The sequence below is a fragment of the Commensalibacter sp. ESL0382 genome (assembly GCF_009725775.1).
GTDB classification, from domain to species: domain Bacteria; phylum Pseudomonadota; class Alphaproteobacteria; order Acetobacterales; family Acetobacteraceae; genus Commensalibacter; species Commensalibacter melissae.
The window spans coordinates 13,768-35,422 of record NZ_WNII01000011.1 but is presented as its reverse complement, the minus strand read 5'-3'; the positions used below and the strand labels follow the sequence as shown (position 1 = coordinate 35,422).

Below are 21,655 nucleotides of genomic sequence, written 5' to 3'. Positions count from 1 at the left end.
GTTGTAATTAATTAAAAATGGTTATAAAAAAATCAACAATCTTAATTCTGGATGATGATGCCTCGATCAGAACAGTTTTAAGTCAGGCCTTTACACGACTAGAATATAATGTAATGGCAACGACAAAAGTTGAATTGGGATTGGATTGGGTTAAGAAAAATAAAGTTGATCTTGTCATAACAGATATAATGATGCCTGATATAAATGGTTTTGATGTTATTGACAGGATTAAATCATTTAATATTGACATACCTATTATTGCTATAAGTGCATTATCAACACTTTCAACGGCATTAGAGGTTGAAAGAAAGAATATTTTTGAATATTTTCCAAAGCCTTTTGACCTTAATAAGTTAATTGCAACGGTACAAAAAGCATTAAAATCCTTAAAGGTCAATTTTTACAATTTTGATGGAATTATTCATGAAGAAAATTTACCCTTAATTGGTCAGTCAACAGCGATGCAGGAATTGTATCGTATGATCGCTAGGCTAATTCGATCTGATTTAACTGTTCTTATCACGGGAGAAAGCGGAACAGGTAAAGAGCTCGTTGCAAAAGTTTTACACAATTATGGTAATGGAAAAAACAATTCATTTATAATGATAAATTTGGCTATTTTACAAGATGATGATATTGAAAATGAGCTTTTGAAATATACTCCTTTTATTCATGAAAATAAAAAAGAAATAGATAATCTGGAAAAAAACTATAAAGGTACATTATTTTTGGATGAAATAGGTGAGTTATCATTATCTGCTCAATTTCATCTATTGAAATTTCTTGAAAAAAATTTTTGTTTCTCAACGAATAATTCAAACACAAAAAATTACCGTATCATAGCGACGTCAAAAAACAATCTATTTGAGTTGGTTAAAACCGGGCATTTTAGAGAAGATCTCTTTTATTGTTTAAATATTGCACCATTATATCTTCCCCCTTTAAGGGAGAGAACTGAGGATATACCTTTACTTATCCAACATTTTTTAAAAAATGATCAAAATATTATAAATTTTTCTAATGAGACTATGGATTATTTTTTGACTTATAGTTGGCCAGGAAATATTCGTGAATTAAAGAATATCATAACTCGTCTATTGATTTTATATCCCTATGAAACAATCGAGGTTGATTTTGTAAAAAAGATTTTAAATGATTCTTCCATGATTGATAAATCATTCAAGTTGGACAGATTAAAGCCTTTGTCAAAACTGATTGAAAGTCATCTAAACCGTTACTTTATTGAAAATAAAGGTCAACCAATTTCAAATTTACATGAAAAAATTATAATGGAAGTTGAGCGACCCTTAATTGAAATGGCTCTTGTGGAAGCTGAAGGCAATCAAATAAAAACGGCTTCGATGCTGGGAATAAATCGAAATACGTTACGTAAAAAAATGAAAATGTTTAATCTTCTTGAATTGAGTAAAAAACATAAAGGCTCAACATGTCTGGAAAAATCTATAAGCAGAAAGTGAATAAGGTTACTGAAAAATTTTCTAATAGAAAAGCCACTATTTTTTTGGTTGTGCTGGCCTTGATTTTTACAATCATCACTTTTGTTATTCTTTCAGGTGGAATTGTTACATCTCATAAATCATCGGTACAATTTGTTATTTTAAGTATTAACGGATTTGTTCTTGTTTTATTGATACTAGCTTTATTCTTTTGTATATTTCGTTTGATTTCCGAACATAGACGACGGTTGGTTGGTTCAAAAATACATATCAAGCTGATTGTGTTATTTAGTATTATTGCCATAGTTCCAACCATTTTGGTTGGAATTTTTGCGACAATTTTATTTCATTTTGGCATTCAAAACTGGTTTAATAACAGGGTAAGCACAGCGCTTAACGAGGCTTTGCTGGCTTCAAAAGGTTATTTACAGGAACATAATGATAATATACGTACTGAAGCCTTTTCTTTGGCCAATTATATACAAGGTATTCAAAACAATTACGCTCAAGCAGGTCAGGATCTATATGATGATGGTAATAGCCTCGATCAGATTCTTGATTCTCAAGCAACATTAAGAGGATTAAATGCTGCCTTTGTCTATAACTCTTTTACCCAAAAAATAATTGCGTCGGGCGGTTTATTCAATAACACATCATACGCCAAACAATTACCTCGATCAGCGACCTTGATGTCGCATAATGATGTGGCAATTTTGGATTCACCTGATGAGGAAACAGTTCGTGCTGCCATTCCTATTAACGATACTCCGCCGCTCGTTTTATTGATTATAAGGCCTGTTGATCCAGTTATTCTTAATCATATGCATAAAACTGAAAAAGTTGTTATGCAGTATAATGATTTAAACAATAAAAGTTCAAAAATTCAGGTGATGTTTGTAATTATATTTGCATTGATTGCATTGCTTGTTGTTTTGGTGGCCATTTTGATAGGCCTTTTTATTGCCAACCAAATTGCTCGTCCTGTCGGGTTATTGACGTTAGCTGCACAAAAGATCAGTAAGGGTAACCTCAATGTTAGGGTGCCTGAATATGGTAAGGATGATGAAATAACCGATTTGGCACGTGCCTTTAATCAAATGACCAATCAACTTTCTTTCCAGCATAAAGAACTTATAGAGGCCAATCAGCAAATTGATGAACGCAGACGCTTCACCGAAGCGGTTTTATCCGGTGTTTCCAGTGGAGTGATTGGGTTGGATAAGCAGGCAATAATTGAATTGCCTAATCGATCAGCAAATCAACTTTTATCTATTGATTTAATGAATTATATAGGACATAAAATTACGAATGTTGTACCAGAATTCTCTCCCTTGCTATCAATTATTTCCGAAGAAAGAGATACCATCAATAACAATCATAAATTAATTCAAAAGGAAATTCAGATCAAAACCTCTGCTGGGAGTAGAATGTTGCTTGCCCAGATTGGGCCAGAAATCAGGGGAAATGAAATTGAGGGATTTGTAATTACCTTTGATGATATAACGGATTTACAAGCGGCGCAGAGAAAAGCCGCCTGGGCAGATATAGCCCGTCGAATTGCGCACGAAATCAAAAACCCTTTAACACCTATCCAACTTTCTGCAGAACGACTTCGAAGACGTTTTCTTAAAGAGATATCCAAAGATCAGGATATATATAATCAGTGTATTGATACAATTGTACGTCACGTTGGTGATATAGGTAGAATGGTGGATGAGTTTTCATCTTTTGCTAGACTTCCCCAACCTGTTATCAAAACAAACGAAGTGACACGCATTATTAGGGAAACATTATTTCTTCAGCAGAATGCACATTGTGAAATAAGATATCATACGGATTTACCCAATGACAAAATTGAAATGAATTGTGATGCGCGATTGATAAGTCAGGCTCTCACTAACTTGTTTCAAAATGCATCAGATGCTATAAATATGGAAAATGAAAAAAGTAACGGTCATGAAAATTACATAGGAAATATTTGGGTTACATTAGAGTTAAATAAGAATACTATTATCATTTCAGTAAAAGATGATGGAATTGGTCTTCCACAGGAAGACAGGTTAAGGTTAACTGAACCTTATGTAACCCATAAACCTAAGGGAACAGGATTAGGTCTCGCTATTGTAAAAAAAATTATGGAAGAACATAATGGGACATTGCAGTTAAAAGATCGGATCGAAGGTCGGGGAACAATATCAATTTTGACTTTTCAAATACGAGGACAATATGACGCATGAAATTTTAATCGTCGATGATGAGCCAGATATTAGACTACTCATTGAGGGAATTTTACAAGATGAGGGGTATGAAACTCGACTTGCTGGGGATGCGGATTCAGCGATTAAGGCCTTTCATGCAAGAAGACCATCCTTAGTCATTCTTGATATATGGTTGCAAGGGTCAAAAATGGATGGTTTGGAAATTCTTAAACTCATACAAAATGAAAAACCTGCTGTTCCCACTATCATGATATCAGGTCATGGAACAATAGAAACTGCTGTTTCCGCACTTCAACATGGTGCATATGATTTTATTGAAAAACCCTTCAAGACAGATCATCTACTAGTAGTAGTCCGTCGTGCTCTGGAAGCTGCAAAATTGGCAAGGGAAAATGAAGAATTACGTTTCCGAAGTGGATACGAAGTTAAATTAAATGGACAAAGTCAAACTATCAATTCTGTCAAAAGTCAAATTGAGCGTGTTGCGCCAACGAATTCTCGAGTTCTAATATATGGTGCGCCAGGTACGGGAAAAGAAGTGGCTGCTCGAGCTATACATAAATTATCCAAAAGAGCAGAGGGACCTTTTTTTGTATTAAATTGCGCAACCCTTTCTCCAACAAGATTTGAAGAAGAATTGTTTGGTATTGAGGGCAATACACTAAATAATTTGCAAAGACGTACCGGTGTTCTTGAAAAGGCTCATGGAGGTACGCTGGTGTTAGATGAGGTTGCCGACATGCCTCTTGAAACACAGGGAAAGATTGTTCGAGCATTACAGGATCAAACATTTCAACGTGTTGGCGGTTCCAGCCGCGTTAAGGTTGATGTGAGAGTTATTGCCATTACGAATAAGGATTTAAACCAGGAAATTGCCAATGGCAGATTCCGCAAGGATTTATATTATCGTCTTGCAGTTGTGCCTTTGAAGATTCCAAGCTTGAAGGAAAGAAGAGAAGATATACCTGAACTAGCAACTTTCTTTTTGAAGCATTATTCTGAATTAACCGGAGTGCCAGTCATTGAATTATCAGCAGATGCTCTAACAACCTTACAGACTTATGAATGGCCAGGAAACGTACGTGAATTACGCAATTTAATGGAACGGCTTTTAATCATGATGCCTGGAAATGTTAATGAAGCCATCCGTACTGATATGTTGCCATCAAATGTCGGTCAAAACGCACCGGGTTTATTGAAAATCGATACACAAACTGATATCATCAGTCTTCCGTTAAGAGAGGCTCGTGATATTTTTGAAACGCAATATTTACAAGCTCAATTAATGCGGTTTGGTGGCAATATCAGCCGGACTGCTGGTTTTGTTGGAATGGAACGAAGTGCTTTACACAGAAAATTGAAACAGTTAGGAGTTACCGGATCAGAAGAAAGAAATAATAATAATATAAATAATTAAACTGTTAATATATGCAAGTTTCAATTTCATAATGTGATTGGTAAAGGTTTTATTTTGTCAAAAGATACATATCAAAATATTCAAGATGTTTTTTTAAATCAGATCCGCCGTTCTAAAGTTTCAGTTACTGTTTTCTTAGTGAATGGCGTGAAATTACAGGGAATCATTTCTGGATTTGATAATTTCTCCATATTATTACGTAGAGAAAGTCATGCGCAGCTCGTTTATAAACATGCTGTAAGTACGATTATGCCCTCGTCACCTGTTCAACTCCCCTTTAATGCACCTGCAGCGACTTCAACTTCCACAACATCTGAAGAAAAGTGAGAATTTATTTTTATGATTGAATCCGATTCAGTGAAATCATCAAATTTTGCTGCAGTCATTGTTCCATGGGATGTAAATCTAAAACAAAATGATAGGAATTCTAAATCTAGGCTTGATGAGATTGTTGGATTAGTATCATCTATTAAAATTGATATTGTCTATAGAGAGATTATAAATATTCGGTCATTCCGTTCTTCAACCTTAATAGGGCGGGGAAATATCGAAAATTTAAAATCTGTTATTATTGAGAAAAAGATTCAAGTCGTTGTTTTTGATGCACGTTTAAGTCCAATTCAACAACGAAACCTTGAAAAAGAACTTAATTGCAAGGTTATAGATCGAACAGCCTTAATACTGGATATTTTTGGTGAAAGAGCGCAGACCAGAGAAGGTGTGTTACAGGTTGAACTTGCCCACCTACAATATCAGCGTAGCCGACTGGTTAGATCATGGACTCATTTAGAAAGGCAGAGAGGTGGGTTTGGGTTTATGGGGGGGCCCGGTGAAACCCAAATTGAAGCGGATAGAAGGCTGATTGATGAACGGATTACCCGTTTAAAAAAAGATCTTGAACAGGTTCGAAGGACAAGAGGATTGCATCGTAAGGCTCGAAGAAAAGTCCCTTTTCCTATAATTGCCTTGGTTGGCTATACAAATGCAGGAAAATCCACTTTATTCAATCATTTGACAGGGGCTTCTGTTCATGCTCAGGATCAACTTTTTGCTACACTTGATCCAACCATGCGCAAGATTGATCTGCCATCAGGAAAAAAAGTCATTCTTTCTGATACAGTTGGTTTTATTAGCGACCTCCCAACCGAATTGATAGCTGCTTTTAGAGCAACGCTTGAAGAAATTTCCGAAGCGGATATCATATTACATGTAAGAGACATTTCACATCCAGAGACCCGTCAACAACAACAAGATGTTTCTTCTGTATTGGACATGATGGTGAAAGATGATGTATTGAGTGAAAACTGGAGGTCATCGACAATTGAAGTTCTCAATAAAATCGACCTCGTAGATTATACTGAATTAACAGGCAAAAATGATAATATTGTCGGTGTATCTGCCTTGACAGGACAAAATCTACCCTCGCTCATTTCTAAAATTGATCAAAGATTGCAATGTTCAATGGAAAAATTGACATATGCTATTGATATTGTTGATGGTTCAGCTTTAGCATGGCTTTATGATCATGGAGAAATTCTTGAGCGTCATGATAGCGAAAAAATCATTCAGATAACGCTGTTACTTTCTCCTATAGATAGAGTTCGATTTGAACAGCTTTATACGTACTAAAATTTTTTTATATTTTCATTTCATACATTCGATGAATTTTATTGGGTTCTGGAACAATCCGTTCAATTAAGTTTCGCATACCATGATTTGTTTCCAAAATCCATCCCAATTCAATTGTTTTATAGGGTAAGACTTCTCCACGTTCAAAAAGTTCGGATATAACCAATGATGGCATCAAAGCTCCCAGAGCTGTATCTCTTATGGATCCACTTATACCAAGCAAAATAACGCGGGCTGAATGAAATTGGTGTCGTAAGATTCGATAGATCAATTTACTATATCCCAAAAGGGATGGATCAGGTCCGATATCAATGATTAAATCATAAATATTGGGAATTACCAAAGCAACAGCCACTGGAATATAATTTTGTTCAACCAGAACAAAATTATCAGGTTTTAGCATGGATTTTAAATCTTTAATTAATACAGACATCTCGATTGAGGTGAGAGGAACAAAGCCCCAAGTATCATGCCATGCATCATTGTAAAGTTGGCGAAGAATTTCACCATCTCGCGCAATTTCTTTTGTATTTAATTTTCTGGTTGTAATGTTACCCAATTTTCCACATCCCATTTTCAAACCTGCAGGTATTTTATGGGCCTGTTTAGCTCGTGGACCGAATTTCATCTGATATGAAAGTAGATCCATGGCTTTTTCAAGACCGACTGCTTCAATATGGTGATGAAGCCAAGTTGGATGCCAGGGAATGGCAACGGTTGGTAAGGCATTTTGCCCTGTTATCATTATCCCTATTTCAGAATTGGCATTTAGAGTATAAGGTCCCCTGATTTTTTCCATACCATTATGTTTCAACCATTTGGTTGCAGCGTCTATTAATTTTTTTACGACGCATAAATCATCAATTGCATCCAATGCACCGAACAAACCGACAGGTTCCTTCCATTGTCTTAACGCATTCGGATCAATTTGTGCTGAAATACGTCCAACAGGTTGATGATTTTTATATGCTATGAAATATTTTGCTGAACCATATCGAAAAAAAGCTGATTTTTTTGGATCTAATAAGCTTGATTCTTGCCAGTCCAAGGGAGGGACATATCCAGATAAACCTTTATATAGAAGACGTGGCAATTGAATAAAAAGTTTAAGCTGTTGTTTGGTTTGAACAGGAACAATATCAATATTATTGATGGAGCAAGAATTAAGGGACATGTAAAAACCATAGAAATTATGAATTATTATTTTTGAATTTTACCAATGTAAACTATAAAATAGCATTTTCTGCTTTTATATATAAAAGGATTTTGTCTTGATAGATATAAATTTATCAAAAAACAATCAAACCTTAAATTATCAACCAAAAAATCAATTTAATTCTGCAAAAAATATTCTGATTACCGGGGCTTCCAGTGGAATAGGCCAATCATTGGCAATAGCATGTGCAAACAAAGGCAAAACTCTTTTTTTATGGGGTCGTTCTCAAGAAAAGTTGGATAGAACGGCACAATTATGTCTAAACAGAGGGGCAAAGGTTCAAATATTTAGTATAGATCTTGCAGATTCAAAAAATAGCTTACGCCAACTGGAAACATTATTAATCAATTATACAATTGATATGGCAATCATGGCTGCCGGTTCTGGGGATATAAGGGAGGATAAAAATAATTTGGAAAGTGATGAGTTATTATTGAAACTGATGCATTTGAATTATGTAACACCATGTGTCATGGGTAATAAAATAGCTCAACAAATGATTGATCGTGGAATTTATGGACAATTGGTCTTTGTCGGTTCGGTTGCTGCATTTCATTCATTGCCTTTTGCAACTGCCTATAGTAGTTCAAAAGCCGGTTTAAGTCGTTTTGTTGATTCTTTGAGAATTTCCGTGAAAAAATGGAATATAAAAATCACTTTAATCACTCCTGGATTTGTCGATACACCCATGAGCCAAAGGTTGGAATGTAACAAACCTTTTATGATTTCATTAGAAACCGCAACTCAAAAAATAATTAAAGCGGTTGATGAGGGAAAAGCAGAGCTAATTATGCCTAAATTGTTTGTTTATCTAAAATGGATTGATCTTGTTATGCCTAACAGATTAAAAGACTTTATTCTCTCTCGTCTTAAAGTGAAACAATCTTGAGATCTGGAGGTCCGGGAGGGAATTGAACCCCCGTAAACGGATTTGCAATCCGCTGCATGAGCCACTCTGCCACCGGACCATTTGATCAAGCTATTGCCTATATCAATGAAATTGGTAAAAAGGTCAAGAAAAAAATGTATAAAAACTTTACTTTTCATATTTGAGTAGTTCATGGTATTAATTTTGAAAGCATAGATATAGAGATTTTATAAACAATGACCCATCCGAATTTTGATTTTGTTCAGGCCCGGCAAAACATGATTGAAAATCAGTTACGTCCTGCTGAAGTCAGTCATGTTAAATTAATAGAAATAATGCGTGTTTTACCACGCGAATATTGTGTTCTGAATAACCAAAAAGAAATGGCTTATTCAGATATTAATATTTCACTTTTTGATCAACGGTATCTTAGTGAGCCAAGAGTGCTTGCCAGACTTGTTCAACTGGCAAATATTGAGGCAAAGCAAAAAATATTGGTTATTGGTGCAGGGACTGGATATCTTTCGGCCATTATTTCCTTAATGGGTGCGGAAGTATATGCATTGGAAGAAAATGAAAAGTTGTCTGTTATTGGAAAAAAATTCTGTAATGAATATGCATCTGACGTGCAATGGTGTGATGGAACATTACAGGATGGATATCCAAAAAATAAATTTTATGATGCCATAATAATTGACGGCTGTATTAAGGAAATTTCAAAAAAACTGATTGATCAATTAAATAAAAATGGTCATATTATTACGGTATTAAAAAAAGATGGTGATATAGGTCATGCAGTTACAGCAAAAAAGACTGATGAAGGTATAGTAATACAAAAAAGTTTTTATGCTGCCTTACCTTATTTACCAGAATTCATGAAATAATTTATATTTTTTAGCTGCTATTTTATTTTGAAGTGTTATTAATAAGGTATTATCATGATCATTAATCGTAATTTTGGAATAAGTTTATTAACATTTTTTGCATCGACTACTGTATATGCTCAAAATTATGATGGATCAGGTATGCCAAGTTTTATTCCGCATACGCTTGAAGAAGCTCTGGCGACAGCTTATCTAACCAATCCAGATTTGCAACAGGAACGTGCCAGCTTGAGAGCCGTGGATGAACAGGTTTCGACAGCACATGCAGGTTGGAGACCGACTATCACGACAGGTTTGACTGGTGTTGTGACAGAGGGTTATAACTTAGGTGTTTCTGAACCGGCATTAGGTGCTGCAGGGGTTCATTATCCTAAATCTACTACAGAACAAAAATCAGGTGGACGACTTGGATATGGTGCAAATGTTAATATAACACAACCTATTTATCAGGGTGGGAAAACGACTGCTCAAACGCATGAGGCAATAAACAAGGTCATGGCTGAAAGGGCAAAACTTTTATCAACTGAACAAAAGGTTTTTAGCAAGGTTATTGATGCTTATGTAGCTGTTATACAATATCAGCAGCTGTTACAGATTAATATTAACAATGAAAAAATTCTGGCTGAACAGGTCAAGGCCACACATCAGCGTTTTAATCTTGGAGAAGTTACGCGAACCGATTCTGCACAGGCGGAAGCGGCATTAGCCGCAGCACGAGCACAGCGTCAAACGACTGAAGGAGATTTGCGTGGTGCTGAGGCAACCTATACCCAAGTTGTGGGGATTGCGCCGGCTCCTAATCTCAAACCACCTCAACCTCTGATTTTACCGATCAAAACAGAACAAGAGGCAATTGCACAGGCAGCATCAAATAATCCAGACGTGATTTCAGCCCTGTTTACTGAAGCATCACAAAAAGATGATGTAAATGTGGCTATATCGGAAATTATGCCTAAGCTTAATGCTTCTTTATCCTATCAACGCATGGTCAATCAAGGAGTAGGACAGAATACATCAGATCAAAAAATGGGTATGTTGCAATTAAACATTCCCATTTATCAAAGTGGTGCGGAATATTCTAAAATACGTGAAGCAAAACAGTTGGCTCAGGCTGCACATCGTCAAGTCAGTTCTCAACGAAGAAGTGCCATGCAGCTTGCCTCTACAAACTGGCAAAAATTAATGGCAGCCAAAGCGGCCATAGCAAGCAACCGTGCCGCCATTGCGTCAAATATTATTGCTTTGGCTGGTGTTGAAAAACAGGCTGTTGTTGGAACAAGTACAACATTGGAAATGTTACAACAGCAACAAACCTTGTTAAATTCACAAACCACACTTATTCAGAATTTAAGCTCAATGGTAACGGCATCTTATAGTATTGCTTCAGCCATTGGGCGTTTAACGGCACAAGACCTTAAACTGAATGTTCCCCATTATGATTATACAGCATATTATAATGCTGTTAAAAACAGATGGTGGGGTATGAGTGACTACGCACAGGATCAACCTGGACGTTAATAATTTTTCTTTAGTATAATAAAAATAATAAATGTTAGATAAAAAATTTAATCCATCTGCTTGTGAAAACGATTTATACCATATATGGGAAAAAAATGGTTCTTTTTCAGCCAACCCGGAAATAAATGAAAGAAAACCTTTTGCCATAATGATCCCGCCACCAAATGTGACGGGTACCTTGCACATAGGACATGCCCTAACGATGACCTTACAGGATACCCTTGTAAGGTTTCGTCGTATGCAGGGATATGATGTGTTGTGGCAACCAGGTACGGATCATGCTGGTATTTCGACTCAATTGGTTGTTGATCGTCAATTAACAGCTCAAGGCATTGATCGTAAAACCTTGGGCAGGGAAAAATTTATTGAACGTGTCTGGCAATGGAAAGAGGAATCTGGTGGTCAAATTACCCAACAATTGAGACGAGTTGGTGCATCTCTTGATTGGAGGAGAGAGCGCTTTACAATGGATGAAGGTTTGTCTGAAGCTGTCAAAAAAGTCTTCATCACGCTTTATCGAGAAGGATTAATTTATCAGGATAAACGTTTGGTGAACTGGGATCCTGTTTTCAGATCTGCCGTTTCCGATCTTGAAGTCGAGAATAGAGAAATACAGGGAAATCTCTGGTATATCAAATACCCGTTAGTGAAGGATAATACTCAATTTATCGTTATTGCAACAACTCGTCCAGAAACAATGTTGGGTGATACAGCAATCGCTGTTCATCCAGAAGATGACCGTTATAAAGATCTAATAGGCAAAAAAGTTGTTGTTCCATTAACTAATCGTGAAATTATAATTGTTGCCGATGAATATTCAGATCCTGAAAAAGGTACAGGAGCAGTGAAAATTACACCTGCTCATGATTTTAATGATTTTGAAGTAGGTCGTCGTCACAACCTGAAATTGATAACAATTTTGGATGAAAGTGCAGCAATTGATCTAAATGAGTTATCTGAAAATGAAAAATCAGATTTTATATGTTCTTTACAATCATTACCTCGTGATAAAGCACGTAAAATCATTATCGAAGAATTAAAAAAGCTTGAATATATTGAAAAAATAGAATCGCATAAACATCAGGTTCCTCATGCTGAACGTGGAGGGGCAGTTATTGAACCTAGATTAACCACACAATGGTATTGTGACGCAAAAACACTTTCTGAACCTGCTATCAGGGCGGTACAATCGGGAAGGATGAAATTCGTTCCCAAACAATGGGAAAACACTTTTTTTGCTTGGATGAGGGATCTGCAACCATGGTGTATAAGTCGCCAATTATGGTGGGGGCATCAAATACCCGCGTGGTATGGTCCAGATAATACTGTTTTTGTAGCCTATGATGAAAATGAGGCTAAACAGCAAGCATTAGAATATTATGGATGTGAGCAGGAATTACGAAGAGATGAAGATGTTTTGGATACATGGTTTTCATCTGCATTGTGGCCATTTTCGACATTGGGGTGGCCAAATGAAACAATAGAGCTAGACCGTTATTATCCCGGAAACGTGTTGATAACAGGTTTTGATATCATTTTCTTTTGGGTTGCGAGAATGATGATGATGGGAATGCATTTTATGAAAGATATTCCCTTTAAAACCATTTATTTACATGGACTTGTACGTGACGAAAAAGGTCAAAAAATGTCCAAAACCAAAGGGAATGGTATCGATCCTATTGAAATAATCGACGAGTTCGGTGCTGATGCAATGCGATTCACTATTTGCGCTTTGACAGGGCCGGGTCGAGATATCAAACTAGGTAAAAAACGTATTGAGGAATATCGTACATTCATCACCAAGTTATGGAATGCTGCACGATTTTGCGAAATGAATCAAGTGACTGAAAATACTGAATTTTCACTATCCGATATTCAGTTATCCCTAAGTCAATGGATTTTAGCAGAATTATCAAAAACGATTAGACAGGCCACAGCTGCTCTGGATAATTTTCGTTATGATGAATATGCTTCTGTTTGTTATCATTTTACATGGGATAAATTTTGTGATTGGTTTTTAGAATTTGCAAAATCAGCGTTTCAAAAAAATAACCACGATACAGTAAAAGAAGTTAGAACAATCACTGCTTTTGTATTAAAGAATTTGTTAAAAATTCTACATCCCGTTATTCCGTTTGTAACAGAAATTATTTGGGCTGAATTTGGATTTGGTAAAAAAGGAAGCCTGATCACGTCTTCATGGCCAAAAAGTTATGAATCGGAAACAGTTGTTTCTCAAAAGGCAAATGATGAAATAGACTTTATAATAAAATTAATAACTGAAATTCGTGTTTTAAAAGCTGAATTGAATATCCCGCCAGCAAAATTAATACCTGTTCTGGTTAAAGATATTGATCAAAAACATTACCAAATTATTGAACAATGGTCAGATGCTATTGGCAGAATGGCCAGAGTGCAATCTATTGCCAAATTACAGAATGAAATACCATCTGGTTCGATTCAAACAATTATAGATGATACAATCTTAGTTTTACCCTTACAAGGCATTATTGATATAAAGAAAGAAAAAGAACGCTTAACAAAGGAAATCGAAAAAATCGCATTGGAAATTGAACAACTGAATAAAAAATTATCCAACCAGAATTTTCTTAGTAAGGCAAGACCTGAAATTGTTGAAGAAAATCGTGAACGGTTAAAACAGTTGGTAAAATCTGAGAAGCGATTTAAAACCGCTTTATTGCATTTAAATTAAAAGTAAAATTTTTCAACTATTAAGGATGTTGAAAAGGTAATTCAATATCCTTTTAATTGTACAAATATCATGTTTGATTATTCATCGAAAAAATTTATCTTGTATAAAGGAAAAAATATGCATGTAAATGAAAAAAATCAATTGACAAACAATATTGTTTTGGGTGGTGGATGTTTTTGGTGTATAGAAGCAATTTTAAAAAATGTTAAGGGTATCCATACTATTATACCAGGTTATTCAGGAGGATATACTGAAAACCCAACTTATAAGGAAGTATGCACCAATCAAACTGGGCATGCCGAAGTGGTAAAAATCATTTATGATCCGGATACTATTAGCCTTGATAACATATTAAAATTATTTTTTGTTATTCACGATCCCACGACGAAAGATCGACAAGGTGGAGATATCGGTTCGCAATATCGTTCAATAATTTTACCCGCATCTGTAGAGCGGGAAAAAATTGCCTATAAAATTAAAAAAGAAATTCAAGATAAAAAAATATGGAAAAATCCAATTGTAACAGAAATTAAAATGCTGGATAAATTCTATCCAGCTGAAAAAGAACATCAAAATTATTTTGAATTACATCCTGAAGTGGCTTATTGTCAGACTGTAATTGAACCAAAAGTCAGGAAATTCCGACAGAAATTTATCGACCACCTAAAAAAATAATATTATGTTTTATCAATATTCTTATCATCTTCATCAAGAAAAAACTGGTCAGTTTCCTCATCAAAATCAAAAATTTCTGCATATCTGACCCAACCGATAATGGTTAACAAAGTCTGACGTGCTGAATTTGGTGACATGGTATCAGTCAATTCATCGCGGAACCTTTCAGCACTTGCTCTATGGTTGGATCGTTCATCCAGAATGGAACGTATCGAACGAATCAATGAAACATTCTTTATCAAGCTCTTACGGAAAATATCCTTACGTTCTTCCAGTTCAGAATTAACAAGTTTTTTTCCCAGTTCAGTTAGGCGGATATCACCTTCGGCCATATCAGCGAATTCAAGCATTTGCAGGGTTTCACCAATAGGCAGTAAATCATCAAGCTCCATTTGCAGACTCTTGGCCAATTGAGGCAAATCTGCCTTTCCACAATAGGGTTCTGTATATAATGTTTCCATCATACCGATCATAAGATTCATTGACATACGTGGAAGCGCTGCGTAACGATTATTTACCGCTTGTTTCATATCGATATTGTTTGGATCGACATTGATTGGATCACGATGAGTCATGAGAATATAAATCCGGTCAACAAATTGTCGAAAAGCCGGATCTTCCCGATTACGGGGATGAGGAAACGTAACTTCCAACTCGTGGGCAATTGTACCCGGATTTGAAGAAAATATAAGTAAACGGTCACACATCAATACAGCTTCCTCGATACTATGTGTAACAATCAAAATGGATTTTACTGGTAATTTTTTTTCTACCCACAGTTCAATAAGATCAGTTCTTAAATTTTCCGCTGTAAGAACATCAAGGGCAGAAAAGGGTTCATCCATCAATAAAAGATCTGGATGCACTACCAACGCTCTTGCCAATCCAACACGTTGACGCATTCCACCCGAAAGCTCTTTTGGATAAGCCTTCTCATAACCCCCTAAACCAATAAGATCTATTGCCTCTTCACTTAACTGTTCCATATTTTTTCGTGGGGTGTTTTTTGCTTCAAGTCCCAGCTGAACATTATCTTGTACAGTCAACCATGGAAAAAGAGCGAAAGATTGAAAAACCATTGCCACATCCTTTGCCGGACCTGACAATAATTGGTTTTTCCATTTTACCTCTCCTTTGCTTGGTGGGGTTAAACCAGCAATAATTCTCAATAAAGTGGATTTTCCAGAGCCAGAGCGTCCCAATAATCCGACAATCTCCCCTTGTTTCAAGGTTAAATTGACGTTATCTAAAACCACCAATTCAGAATTATTATCTTTTTTATATGATTTTTGACAATTCTTGATTTGAAGTAAAATATCCTGTTTTTGGTTCATGGTTTTTTCCTTAGATAAATGACAAGCGTCGTTGAGCAAAACTATATAAAGGGTGCCAGACAATCCGATTGAAAAGAATGACAAACGCCGACATTACAACCATGCCAAGTCCGACCTTGAATGTATTGCCCATTTCTGTTGCAAGTGCGATATATGATCCCAAACCTTCAGCAATCAAGGTTGTATTGCCCCAACTTGCTAATTCTGCAGCGATGGAAGCATTCCAAGCTCCTCCACATGCAGTGAGTGCTCCTGTAACATAATAGGGAAAAATGGCAGGCAACATAACCTTAAACCACCATAGTTTTCCATGGATTTGTAAATTGTTTACCACCTCTCTCAAATCACCGGGAAAATTTGAGGCACCACCAACAACATTAAATAAAATGTACCATTGTGTTCCCAATATCATCAATGGCGTCAACCAAATATTACTACTTAAGTGAAAATGAACAATTCCAACAACAAAAAACGGAAAAAACAGATTGGCTGGAAAGGCAGCCATGAATTGCGCGATAACCTGTGTTCTTTTTGCCCATTTGGGACGTAATCCCAACCATATTCCTGCAGGTACCCAAATGATACTTGCCAGAATTATCATGCTTATAACTCTTAAAAGTGTTAAAAATCCCAGCCAGATAACATATAAAATTTCATGAATGGTCAATTGGTTATGGACAGTGTGATAAATGTAAAAACCAGCGATTATGCCCAGAAAACATAATACAGAAATATAAATGACATCTGATGTTTTTGTTGCAATGAATTTTTCATTGAAGAAATTATTTTTCCTGCCAAGAGGCAGGTTGGCAATCTTATGCATTAATTTACCAATAAAGGTCATTACCCACCGAATAAAATAGGTTTTATGTATAAGACGTAAAAACCAAGGAGCAGTGTCTGTTTCGCTTTGTGTAGTTTCAAATCTAAATTTTGATGACCATGCAACCAAGGGACGGAATAGTAATTGGTCATATGCCAAAATAACAAACAACATTGCTCCAATTGCATAAAAAATTGCGGCCAGATTTCTTTGTTCAATTGCCATTCCAACATATGATCCTATTCCAGGCAAAACAATGTTTGTATTTCCAACAGTGATTGTTTCTGAATAGACAATCATGAACCAGCCACCGGACATGGACATCATCATATTCCAGATCAATCCTGGAATAGCGAATGGAACTTCCAGTTTCCAAAAACGTTGCCATCCAGTTAAACCAAAACAACGTGCGGCTTCTTCCATATCAGGAGGTATCGTTTTGAGGGATTGATACAAACTAAATGCCATATTCCATGCCTGACTGGTAAAAATCGTAAATATTGCAGCCAGTTCGGCACCAAGAATTTTGCCGGGAAATAATCCCATAAAAAAGACAACTGTAAAGGTTAAAAACCCTAAAATGGGCACAGATTGCAATATATCGAGAACAGGAATTAGCAGCATTTCCGCCTTACGACTTTTGGCTGCTAAGACTGCGTATCCAAAGGTAAAAAGTAAAGAAGCGAAAAGAGCGGCAAACATGCGTAAAGTTGTACGCATGGCATATCCTGGCAAATAGATGGGATCCAGGTGTATAATTTGCGCATTTGGCATATTCAAGGGTTGTATAACGTGCCGTGTAGCTGTTGCAATCGATACCCCTAGTGCAATCACACATATAATGGTGATTGCATCAAAAATATTTGGTTTCGATTGAACAGTTACGCTGGCGGGAATATTCTGTTTTTTCATTTGCCCGCCTAGTCCTCTTAATTGTATTTTATTGTTAGATTGAACGATAATTATTCACTAAACTCGATCATATTTTATAAAAAATGATCAGACACCCGTACTTCCAAAACCTTCACACGATCGTTCCGTTTCTTCAAGAATATCTGTTTCTTCCCAAACTGCCCGAATAACTGGGGCTATAATAGCTTGCGCAATGCGCATACCACGTTCGACGACAAAGGATTCTTTCCCAGTGTTCAATAAAATCACTTTAACTTCACCACGATAATCTTCATCAATCGTACCGGGAGAATTGGGAAGTAATATTCCATGTTTCAGGGCCAATCCTGATCTGGGACGAATTTGCAACTCATAATTATGGGGTAAAGCTATCTGTAACCCTGTAGGAATAAGCGCTATTTCTTGCGATAAGATTGTAATCGTTTCATTAACGGCAGCCAGTAAGTCCATTCCTGCCGCACCAATGGTTGCATAAGAAGGGAGTGGCAGTTCTATGGAATGTGCCAGCCTTTTTACTCGAATTCTAGGAAAGGGTGCCAAGGACATGTTAATTACCCCCTATTTTCTGATTTGAAAAATGTAATGATTTCCTGCGTCAAAAGATATCCAATCTTTTCTTTACTGGCTCTCTCAAAATGCTGCTTACCAGAGGATGACAGAATTGTCACCTCATTTTCTGAGCCCCCCATGATATTTGTTGAAGATTGGACATCGTTAACAACTATCCAATCGCAACCTTTACGTATTCTTTTATCAACTGCATTTTTTAAATGGTTTTCAGTCTCCGCTGCGAATCCGATAACAAGTTTTGGACGATTATTTTTAAGTTGAGAAATTTTTGCAAGAATATCAGGATTGATTTCCATTTCCAGAATTGGTGGGAAAATAGCCGCTGTCTTTTTGATTTTATGTTTGGCAACATTCCTGACTCGCCAATCAGAAACTGCAGCAGTCATAACAGCCATATCTACAGGTAAATGTGCAAGACATGCATCTAGCATTTCATTAGCTGTCTTAATTTTTACAATGTTTATATTGTCAGGTGGTGATAGTGATACGGGTCCTGAAATCAGGGTAACCTCTGCACCAGCATCTCGTAAGCTTTCTGCAATGGCATAACCTTGTCTGCCTGATGAATAATTACCTATAAAACGGATAGGGTCAATCGGTTCGAAAGTTGGACCAGCTGTGACAAGTGCTTTCTTGCCTTCCAAGGGGCGATCAGGCGCCAAGATATTACGAATATGATCTGTAAATTTATCTGGAGAGATAAGGCGTCCATAACCATACTCTCCACAGGCCATCTTTCCTTTTGCGGGTCCTGCAATGACCATATTTCTTTCTTTAAGTGTTTGTATATGATTTTGTGTAATAGGATTTTCCCACATATGAACATTCATTGCCGGAGCAATAAGAACAGGCATAGTTGGTGGAGCGGCTAAAATAATAGTGCTGGCAAGATTATCGGCAATACCCAAGGCAATTTTTGCAATCAAATTGGCAGAGGCGGGATAGATAATTATGAGATCCGCTTCTCTGGTTAATGAAATATGTTCAATATTATGATTTTGGGTCAATGAAAATAAATCTTGGTAAACTTCATTGCCACTTAAGGTTTGTAAGGAAAGGGGAGTGATGAATTCAGCCCCTGATTGCGTCAAAACACATTTTACATTATGATGATTTTTGCGAAATAAACTTATGAGTTCTAAAGCTTTATAGGCTGCTATTCCGCCAGAAATGATAAGTAAAATGTTTTTGGGTGTCATGGAATTTTTTTTCAAATTGTAACTAATTATATGCGCCAACCTGAATGGATTGCTGCTATACCACCGGAAAGGTTTTGATAAGTAACACGTTCCAATCCAGCCTGTTCCATCAGGGATTTAAGTGTTTCCTGATCTGGAAAAGTACGAATGCTTTCTGCCAGATATTGGTAGCTATCACGATCCTTGGCAATAATTTGACCTATACGTGGCAATACCTGAAAAGACCATGCATCATATAGAGGGCGTAAAAAGGGAATGATCAATTTAGAAAATTCAAGACATAAAAATCTTCCCCCCGGTTTCAATACCCGTCGTGCCTCTTCTAGAACTTGATTCTTGTGTGTACAATTTCTCAAGCCAAATGAAATAGTTACACGATCAACAGATCGATCAGGCAAACAAATTTTCTCCCCATCAACACAAAAAAAATGGATATTGTCCACATATCCACGGTCAAGTGCACGTTCCTGACCTACATGAAGCATACTGTAATTAATATCTGTTAAAAAAACCGTGCCACCTCCTCGATTTAACCAACCAAAACTTATGTCCCCTGTACCTCCAGCCAAATCAAGTAATGTTAAATTGGGGGTGGGATGCAGCTCTTGTATAAAAATCTGTTTCCAAACCCGATGAATGCCCAATGACATTAAGTCATTCATTATGTCATATTTTTGTGCGACACTATCAAAAACAGCCTTTACCATTGAAGGTTTTTCTTTATCATTAACTTGTCGAAATCCAAAATCAGTAATATGTTCGTTGGATTGAGAAGCGGTATCATTATTATTTTTCATACGATTAATTTTCAGAAAAACTTATGCCAGAATTGCCTGAAGTAGAAATAATTAGACGTGGATTGGAAAAAAAATTGACTAATCATACAATCCAAAGCGTTCAACGCCATCGAATTAACCTACGTCAATCTATACCTATAACATTAGAAACATGCTTGGCAAATACCATAATTGTAAAATTTAATAGACGTGGCAAATATATTTTAATGGAATTAAGCAACGGATTGACCGTTTTATTTCACTTGGGAATGTCTGGAAAAATTATCGTGCAACCTTCTGGATCAGGTTATGAAAAACAAAAACACGAACATCTAACGATATTAACCCATGAAGATGAATGTCTTCAGTTTATAGATCCAAGGCGTTTTGGAATAATAGATTTGTTTCCAACAAATACGACACATAATCTTTTAAAAATGATGGGACCCGAACCTTTGCCCGATACAGGGATTAATGTTTCCTCTTACCAGGCGATATTATGTGATTATCTTTATGAAAAATTTAAACTTAAAAAACAATCTATTAAAAATACAATGCTTGATCAACGTGTTATTGCTGGGTTAGGTAATATCTATGTTTGTGAATCTTTATTTCTTGCTGGAATTTCACCTTTTCAAAGTGCGTGTGAATTAAAAAGACAAGAAATTCTGTTGTTGATTCAGTCCATTCAATCCATTTTGCTTAAAGCGATCGAGGCAGGAGGATCTAGTATGCGTGATTATGTTCATTCAAATGGTGAAAAAGGTTATTTCCAAATGCAATGGAATGTTTATGGAAAAGAAGGCGAATTGTGCAATTACTGTTTACAAAAGGGAAGAAAAACAGTTATAAAAAGAGCGGTTCAGGCAGGGCGTTCAAGTTTTTATTGCGAAATTTGCCAAAAATGAAAAAATCATTGAATAATTCGCTTGACGTATGAACAGTAAGCTATTAATAACATGCATTAATGTGTAGTATTAACCCATTTAAACGAAAATAGACAAACAGGAAATCCATGGCGAATATCGCATCTGCGCGTAAGCGTATACGTCAAACTTTAAAACGCACTGAACGTAATAAAGCTCGCAAGTCGCGGGTTCGTACTTTTGTAAAAAAAGTTGAAGAAGCTCTTTTGGCAGGGAACAAAGAAGGCGCTGTTGAAGCACTTCGTCATGCACAGCCAGAATTGCAAAGAGCATGCACAAAAGGTATTATGCACAAAAATACTGTTGCTCGTAAAATTTCTCGCTTGGCAGGAAAGATAAAGAATTTAAAAACAGCTTAATTATTGGCTTAAATATATACAGCAAATTACACATTTTGCTGTAAACTCGCTTTATAAAAGAAAACCGACGAATGAATATCATTCATCGGGTTTTTTTTACTTTAAATGTTGAAATAATAAATTATAATCAGGAAAATTTTGGTACTTTATAAAAGTGTAA

The 21,655-nt window shown here is 36.2% G+C and carries 18 protein-coding genes and 1 tRNA gene; 12 read left to right on the top strand and 7 right to left on the bottom strand.

The genetic code is table 11. The annotated features are described in order from the left end of the window. The first annotated feature begins 17 nt into the window (after positions 1-17). From GM552_RS04385 to hflX, 5 genes are read left to right on the top strand one after another with little or no spacing between them, the layout of a single operon-like run. Positions 18-1,478 carry a sigma-54 dependent transcriptional regulator gene (locus GM552_RS04385; protein WP_155565444.1) on the top strand — a complete coding sequence of 487 codons (1,461 nt, stop codon included), beginning with the start codon at positions 18-20 and terminating at the stop codon, positions 1,476-1,478. After that, on the top strand, positions 1,448-3,694 hold the full coding sequence (locus GM552_RS04380) for a PAS domain-containing sensor histidine kinase (RefSeq protein WP_155565443.1): 2,247 nt from the start codon (positions 1,448-1,450) through the stop codon (positions 3,692-3,694). The genes GM552_RS04385 and GM552_RS04380 overlap by 31 nt, the downstream gene beginning before the upstream one ends. Further along, positions 3,684-5,093 carry a sigma-54 dependent transcriptional regulator gene (locus tag GM552_RS04375; RefSeq protein WP_155565442.1) on the top strand — a complete coding sequence of 470 codons (1,410 nt, stop codon included), beginning with the start codon at positions 3,684-3,686 and terminating at the stop codon, positions 5,091-5,093. The genes GM552_RS04380 and GM552_RS04375 overlap by 11 nt, the downstream gene beginning before the upstream one ends. A 54-nt stretch (positions 5,094-5,147) precedes the next feature. After that, positions 5,148-5,420, top strand: a complete 273-nt coding sequence (hfq, locus tag GM552_RS04370) for an RNA chaperone Hfq (protein WP_122124269.1) — start codon at positions 5,148-5,150, stop codon at positions 5,418-5,420. Between the two features lie 12 nt (positions 5,421-5,432). Continuing rightward, a complete protein-coding gene (hflX, locus tag GM552_RS04365; protein ID WP_155565441.1) occupies positions 5,433-6,722 on the top strand; it encodes a GTPase HflX in 1,290 nt (429 codons plus the stop codon). 7 nt (positions 6,723-6,729) lie between these two features. On the opposite strand, the gene GM552_RS04360 is transcribed toward hflX, so the two are convergent. Continuing rightward, entirely contained in the window at positions 6,730-7,896 is a 1,167-nt protein-coding gene (locus tag GM552_RS04360; RefSeq protein ID WP_122123567.1) for a hypothetical protein, read from the bottom strand. 97 nt (positions 7,897-7,993) lie between these two features. Here GM552_RS04360 and GM552_RS04355 point away from each other — a divergent pair, with 97 nt between their 5' ends. Beyond that, on the top strand, positions 7,994-8,827 hold the full coding sequence (locus GM552_RS04355) for an SDR family oxidoreductase (protein WP_155565440.1): 834 nt from the start codon (positions 7,994-7,996) through the stop codon (positions 8,825-8,827). A 4-nt stretch (positions 8,828-8,831) separates the two neighbouring features. Here the strand turns inward: GM552_RS04355 and GM552_RS04350 are convergent. Continuing rightward, a tRNA-Cys gene (locus tag GM552_RS04350) sits at positions 8,832-8,906 on the bottom strand. A 136-nt stretch (positions 8,907-9,042) separates the two neighbouring features. Here GM552_RS04350 and GM552_RS04345 point away from each other — a divergent pair. The 4 genes from GM552_RS04345 to msrA all read left to right on the top strand — a co-directional run bounded on the left by GM552_RS04345 (position 9,043) and on the right by msrA (position 14,596). Then, a complete protein-coding gene (locus GM552_RS04345; RefSeq protein ID WP_155565439.1) occupies positions 9,043-9,690 on the top strand; it encodes a protein-L-isoaspartate O-methyltransferase in 648 nt (215 codons plus the stop codon). Positions 9,691-9,744: 54 nt separating this feature from the next. Next, entirely contained in the window at positions 9,745-11,208 is a 1,464-nt protein-coding gene (locus tag GM552_RS04340; RefSeq protein WP_155565438.1) for a TolC family outer membrane protein, read from the top strand. Between the two features lie 31 nt (positions 11,209-11,239). Next, on the top strand, positions 11,240-13,921 hold the full coding sequence (locus tag GM552_RS04335; RefSeq protein ID WP_155565437.1) for a valine--tRNA ligase: 2,682 nt from the start codon (positions 11,240-11,242) through the stop codon (positions 13,919-13,921). A 117-nt stretch (positions 13,922-14,038) separates the two neighbouring features. After that, on the top strand, positions 14,039-14,596 hold the full coding sequence (gene msrA, locus GM552_RS04330) for a peptide-methionine (S)-S-oxide reductase MsrA (RefSeq protein WP_155565436.1): 558 nt from the start codon (positions 14,039-14,041) through the stop codon (positions 14,594-14,596). A 2-nt stretch (positions 14,597-14,598) separates the two neighbouring features. Here msrA and GM552_RS04325 read toward each other — a convergent pair whose 3' ends face one another. From GM552_RS04325 to GM552_RS04305, 5 genes are all read right to left on the bottom strand, one after another. After that, positions 14,599-15,930 carry an AAA-associated domain-containing protein gene (locus GM552_RS04325; RefSeq protein ID WP_155565435.1) on the bottom strand — a complete coding sequence of 444 codons (1,332 nt, stop codon included), beginning with the start codon at positions 15,928-15,930 and terminating at the stop codon, positions 14,599-14,601. Positions 15,931-15,940: 10 nt separating this feature from the next. After that, complete coding sequence (locus tag GM552_RS04320) at positions 15,941-17,665, bottom strand: ABC transporter permease subunit (protein WP_155565434.1); 1,725 nt, start codon at positions 17,663-17,665, stop codon at positions 15,941-15,943. A gap of 87 nt (positions 17,666-17,752) precedes the next feature. Then, positions 17,753-18,211 carry a dUTP diphosphatase gene (gene dut / locus GM552_RS04315; protein ID WP_155565433.1) on the bottom strand — a complete coding sequence of 153 codons (459 nt, stop codon included), beginning with the start codon at positions 18,209-18,211 and terminating at the stop codon, positions 17,753-17,755. Between the two features lie 5 nt (positions 18,212-18,216). Next, positions 18,217-19,434 carry a bifunctional phosphopantothenoylcysteine decarboxylase/phosphopantothenate--cysteine ligase CoaBC gene (gene coaBC, locus GM552_RS04310; RefSeq protein WP_155565432.1) on the bottom strand — a complete coding sequence of 406 codons (1,218 nt, stop codon included), beginning with the start codon at positions 19,432-19,434 and terminating at the stop codon, positions 18,217-18,219. Between the two features lie 26 nt (positions 19,435-19,460). Further along, the gene (locus GM552_RS04305) at positions 19,461-20,231 is read right to left on the bottom strand and encodes a class I SAM-dependent methyltransferase (RefSeq protein WP_155565431.1); all 771 of its coding nucleotides are present in this window, start codon (positions 20,229-20,231) and stop codon (positions 19,461-19,463) included. A gap of 23 nt (positions 20,232-20,254) precedes the next feature. Between GM552_RS04305 and mutM the strand changes: the two genes are divergently transcribed. Next, the gene (mutM, locus tag GM552_RS04300) at positions 20,255-21,118 is read left to right on the top strand and encodes a bifunctional DNA-formamidopyrimidine glycosylase/DNA-(apurinic or apyrimidinic site) lyase (protein ID WP_155565430.1); all 864 of its coding nucleotides are present in this window, start codon (positions 20,255-20,257) and stop codon (positions 21,116-21,118) included. A 107-nt stretch (positions 21,119-21,225) separates the two neighbouring features. Further along, complete coding sequence (rpsT, locus tag GM552_RS04295) at positions 21,226-21,495, top strand: 30S ribosomal protein S20 (protein ID WP_110437968.1); 270 nt, start codon at positions 21,226-21,228, stop codon at positions 21,493-21,495. Positions 21,496-21,655: the final 160 nt, after the last annotated feature.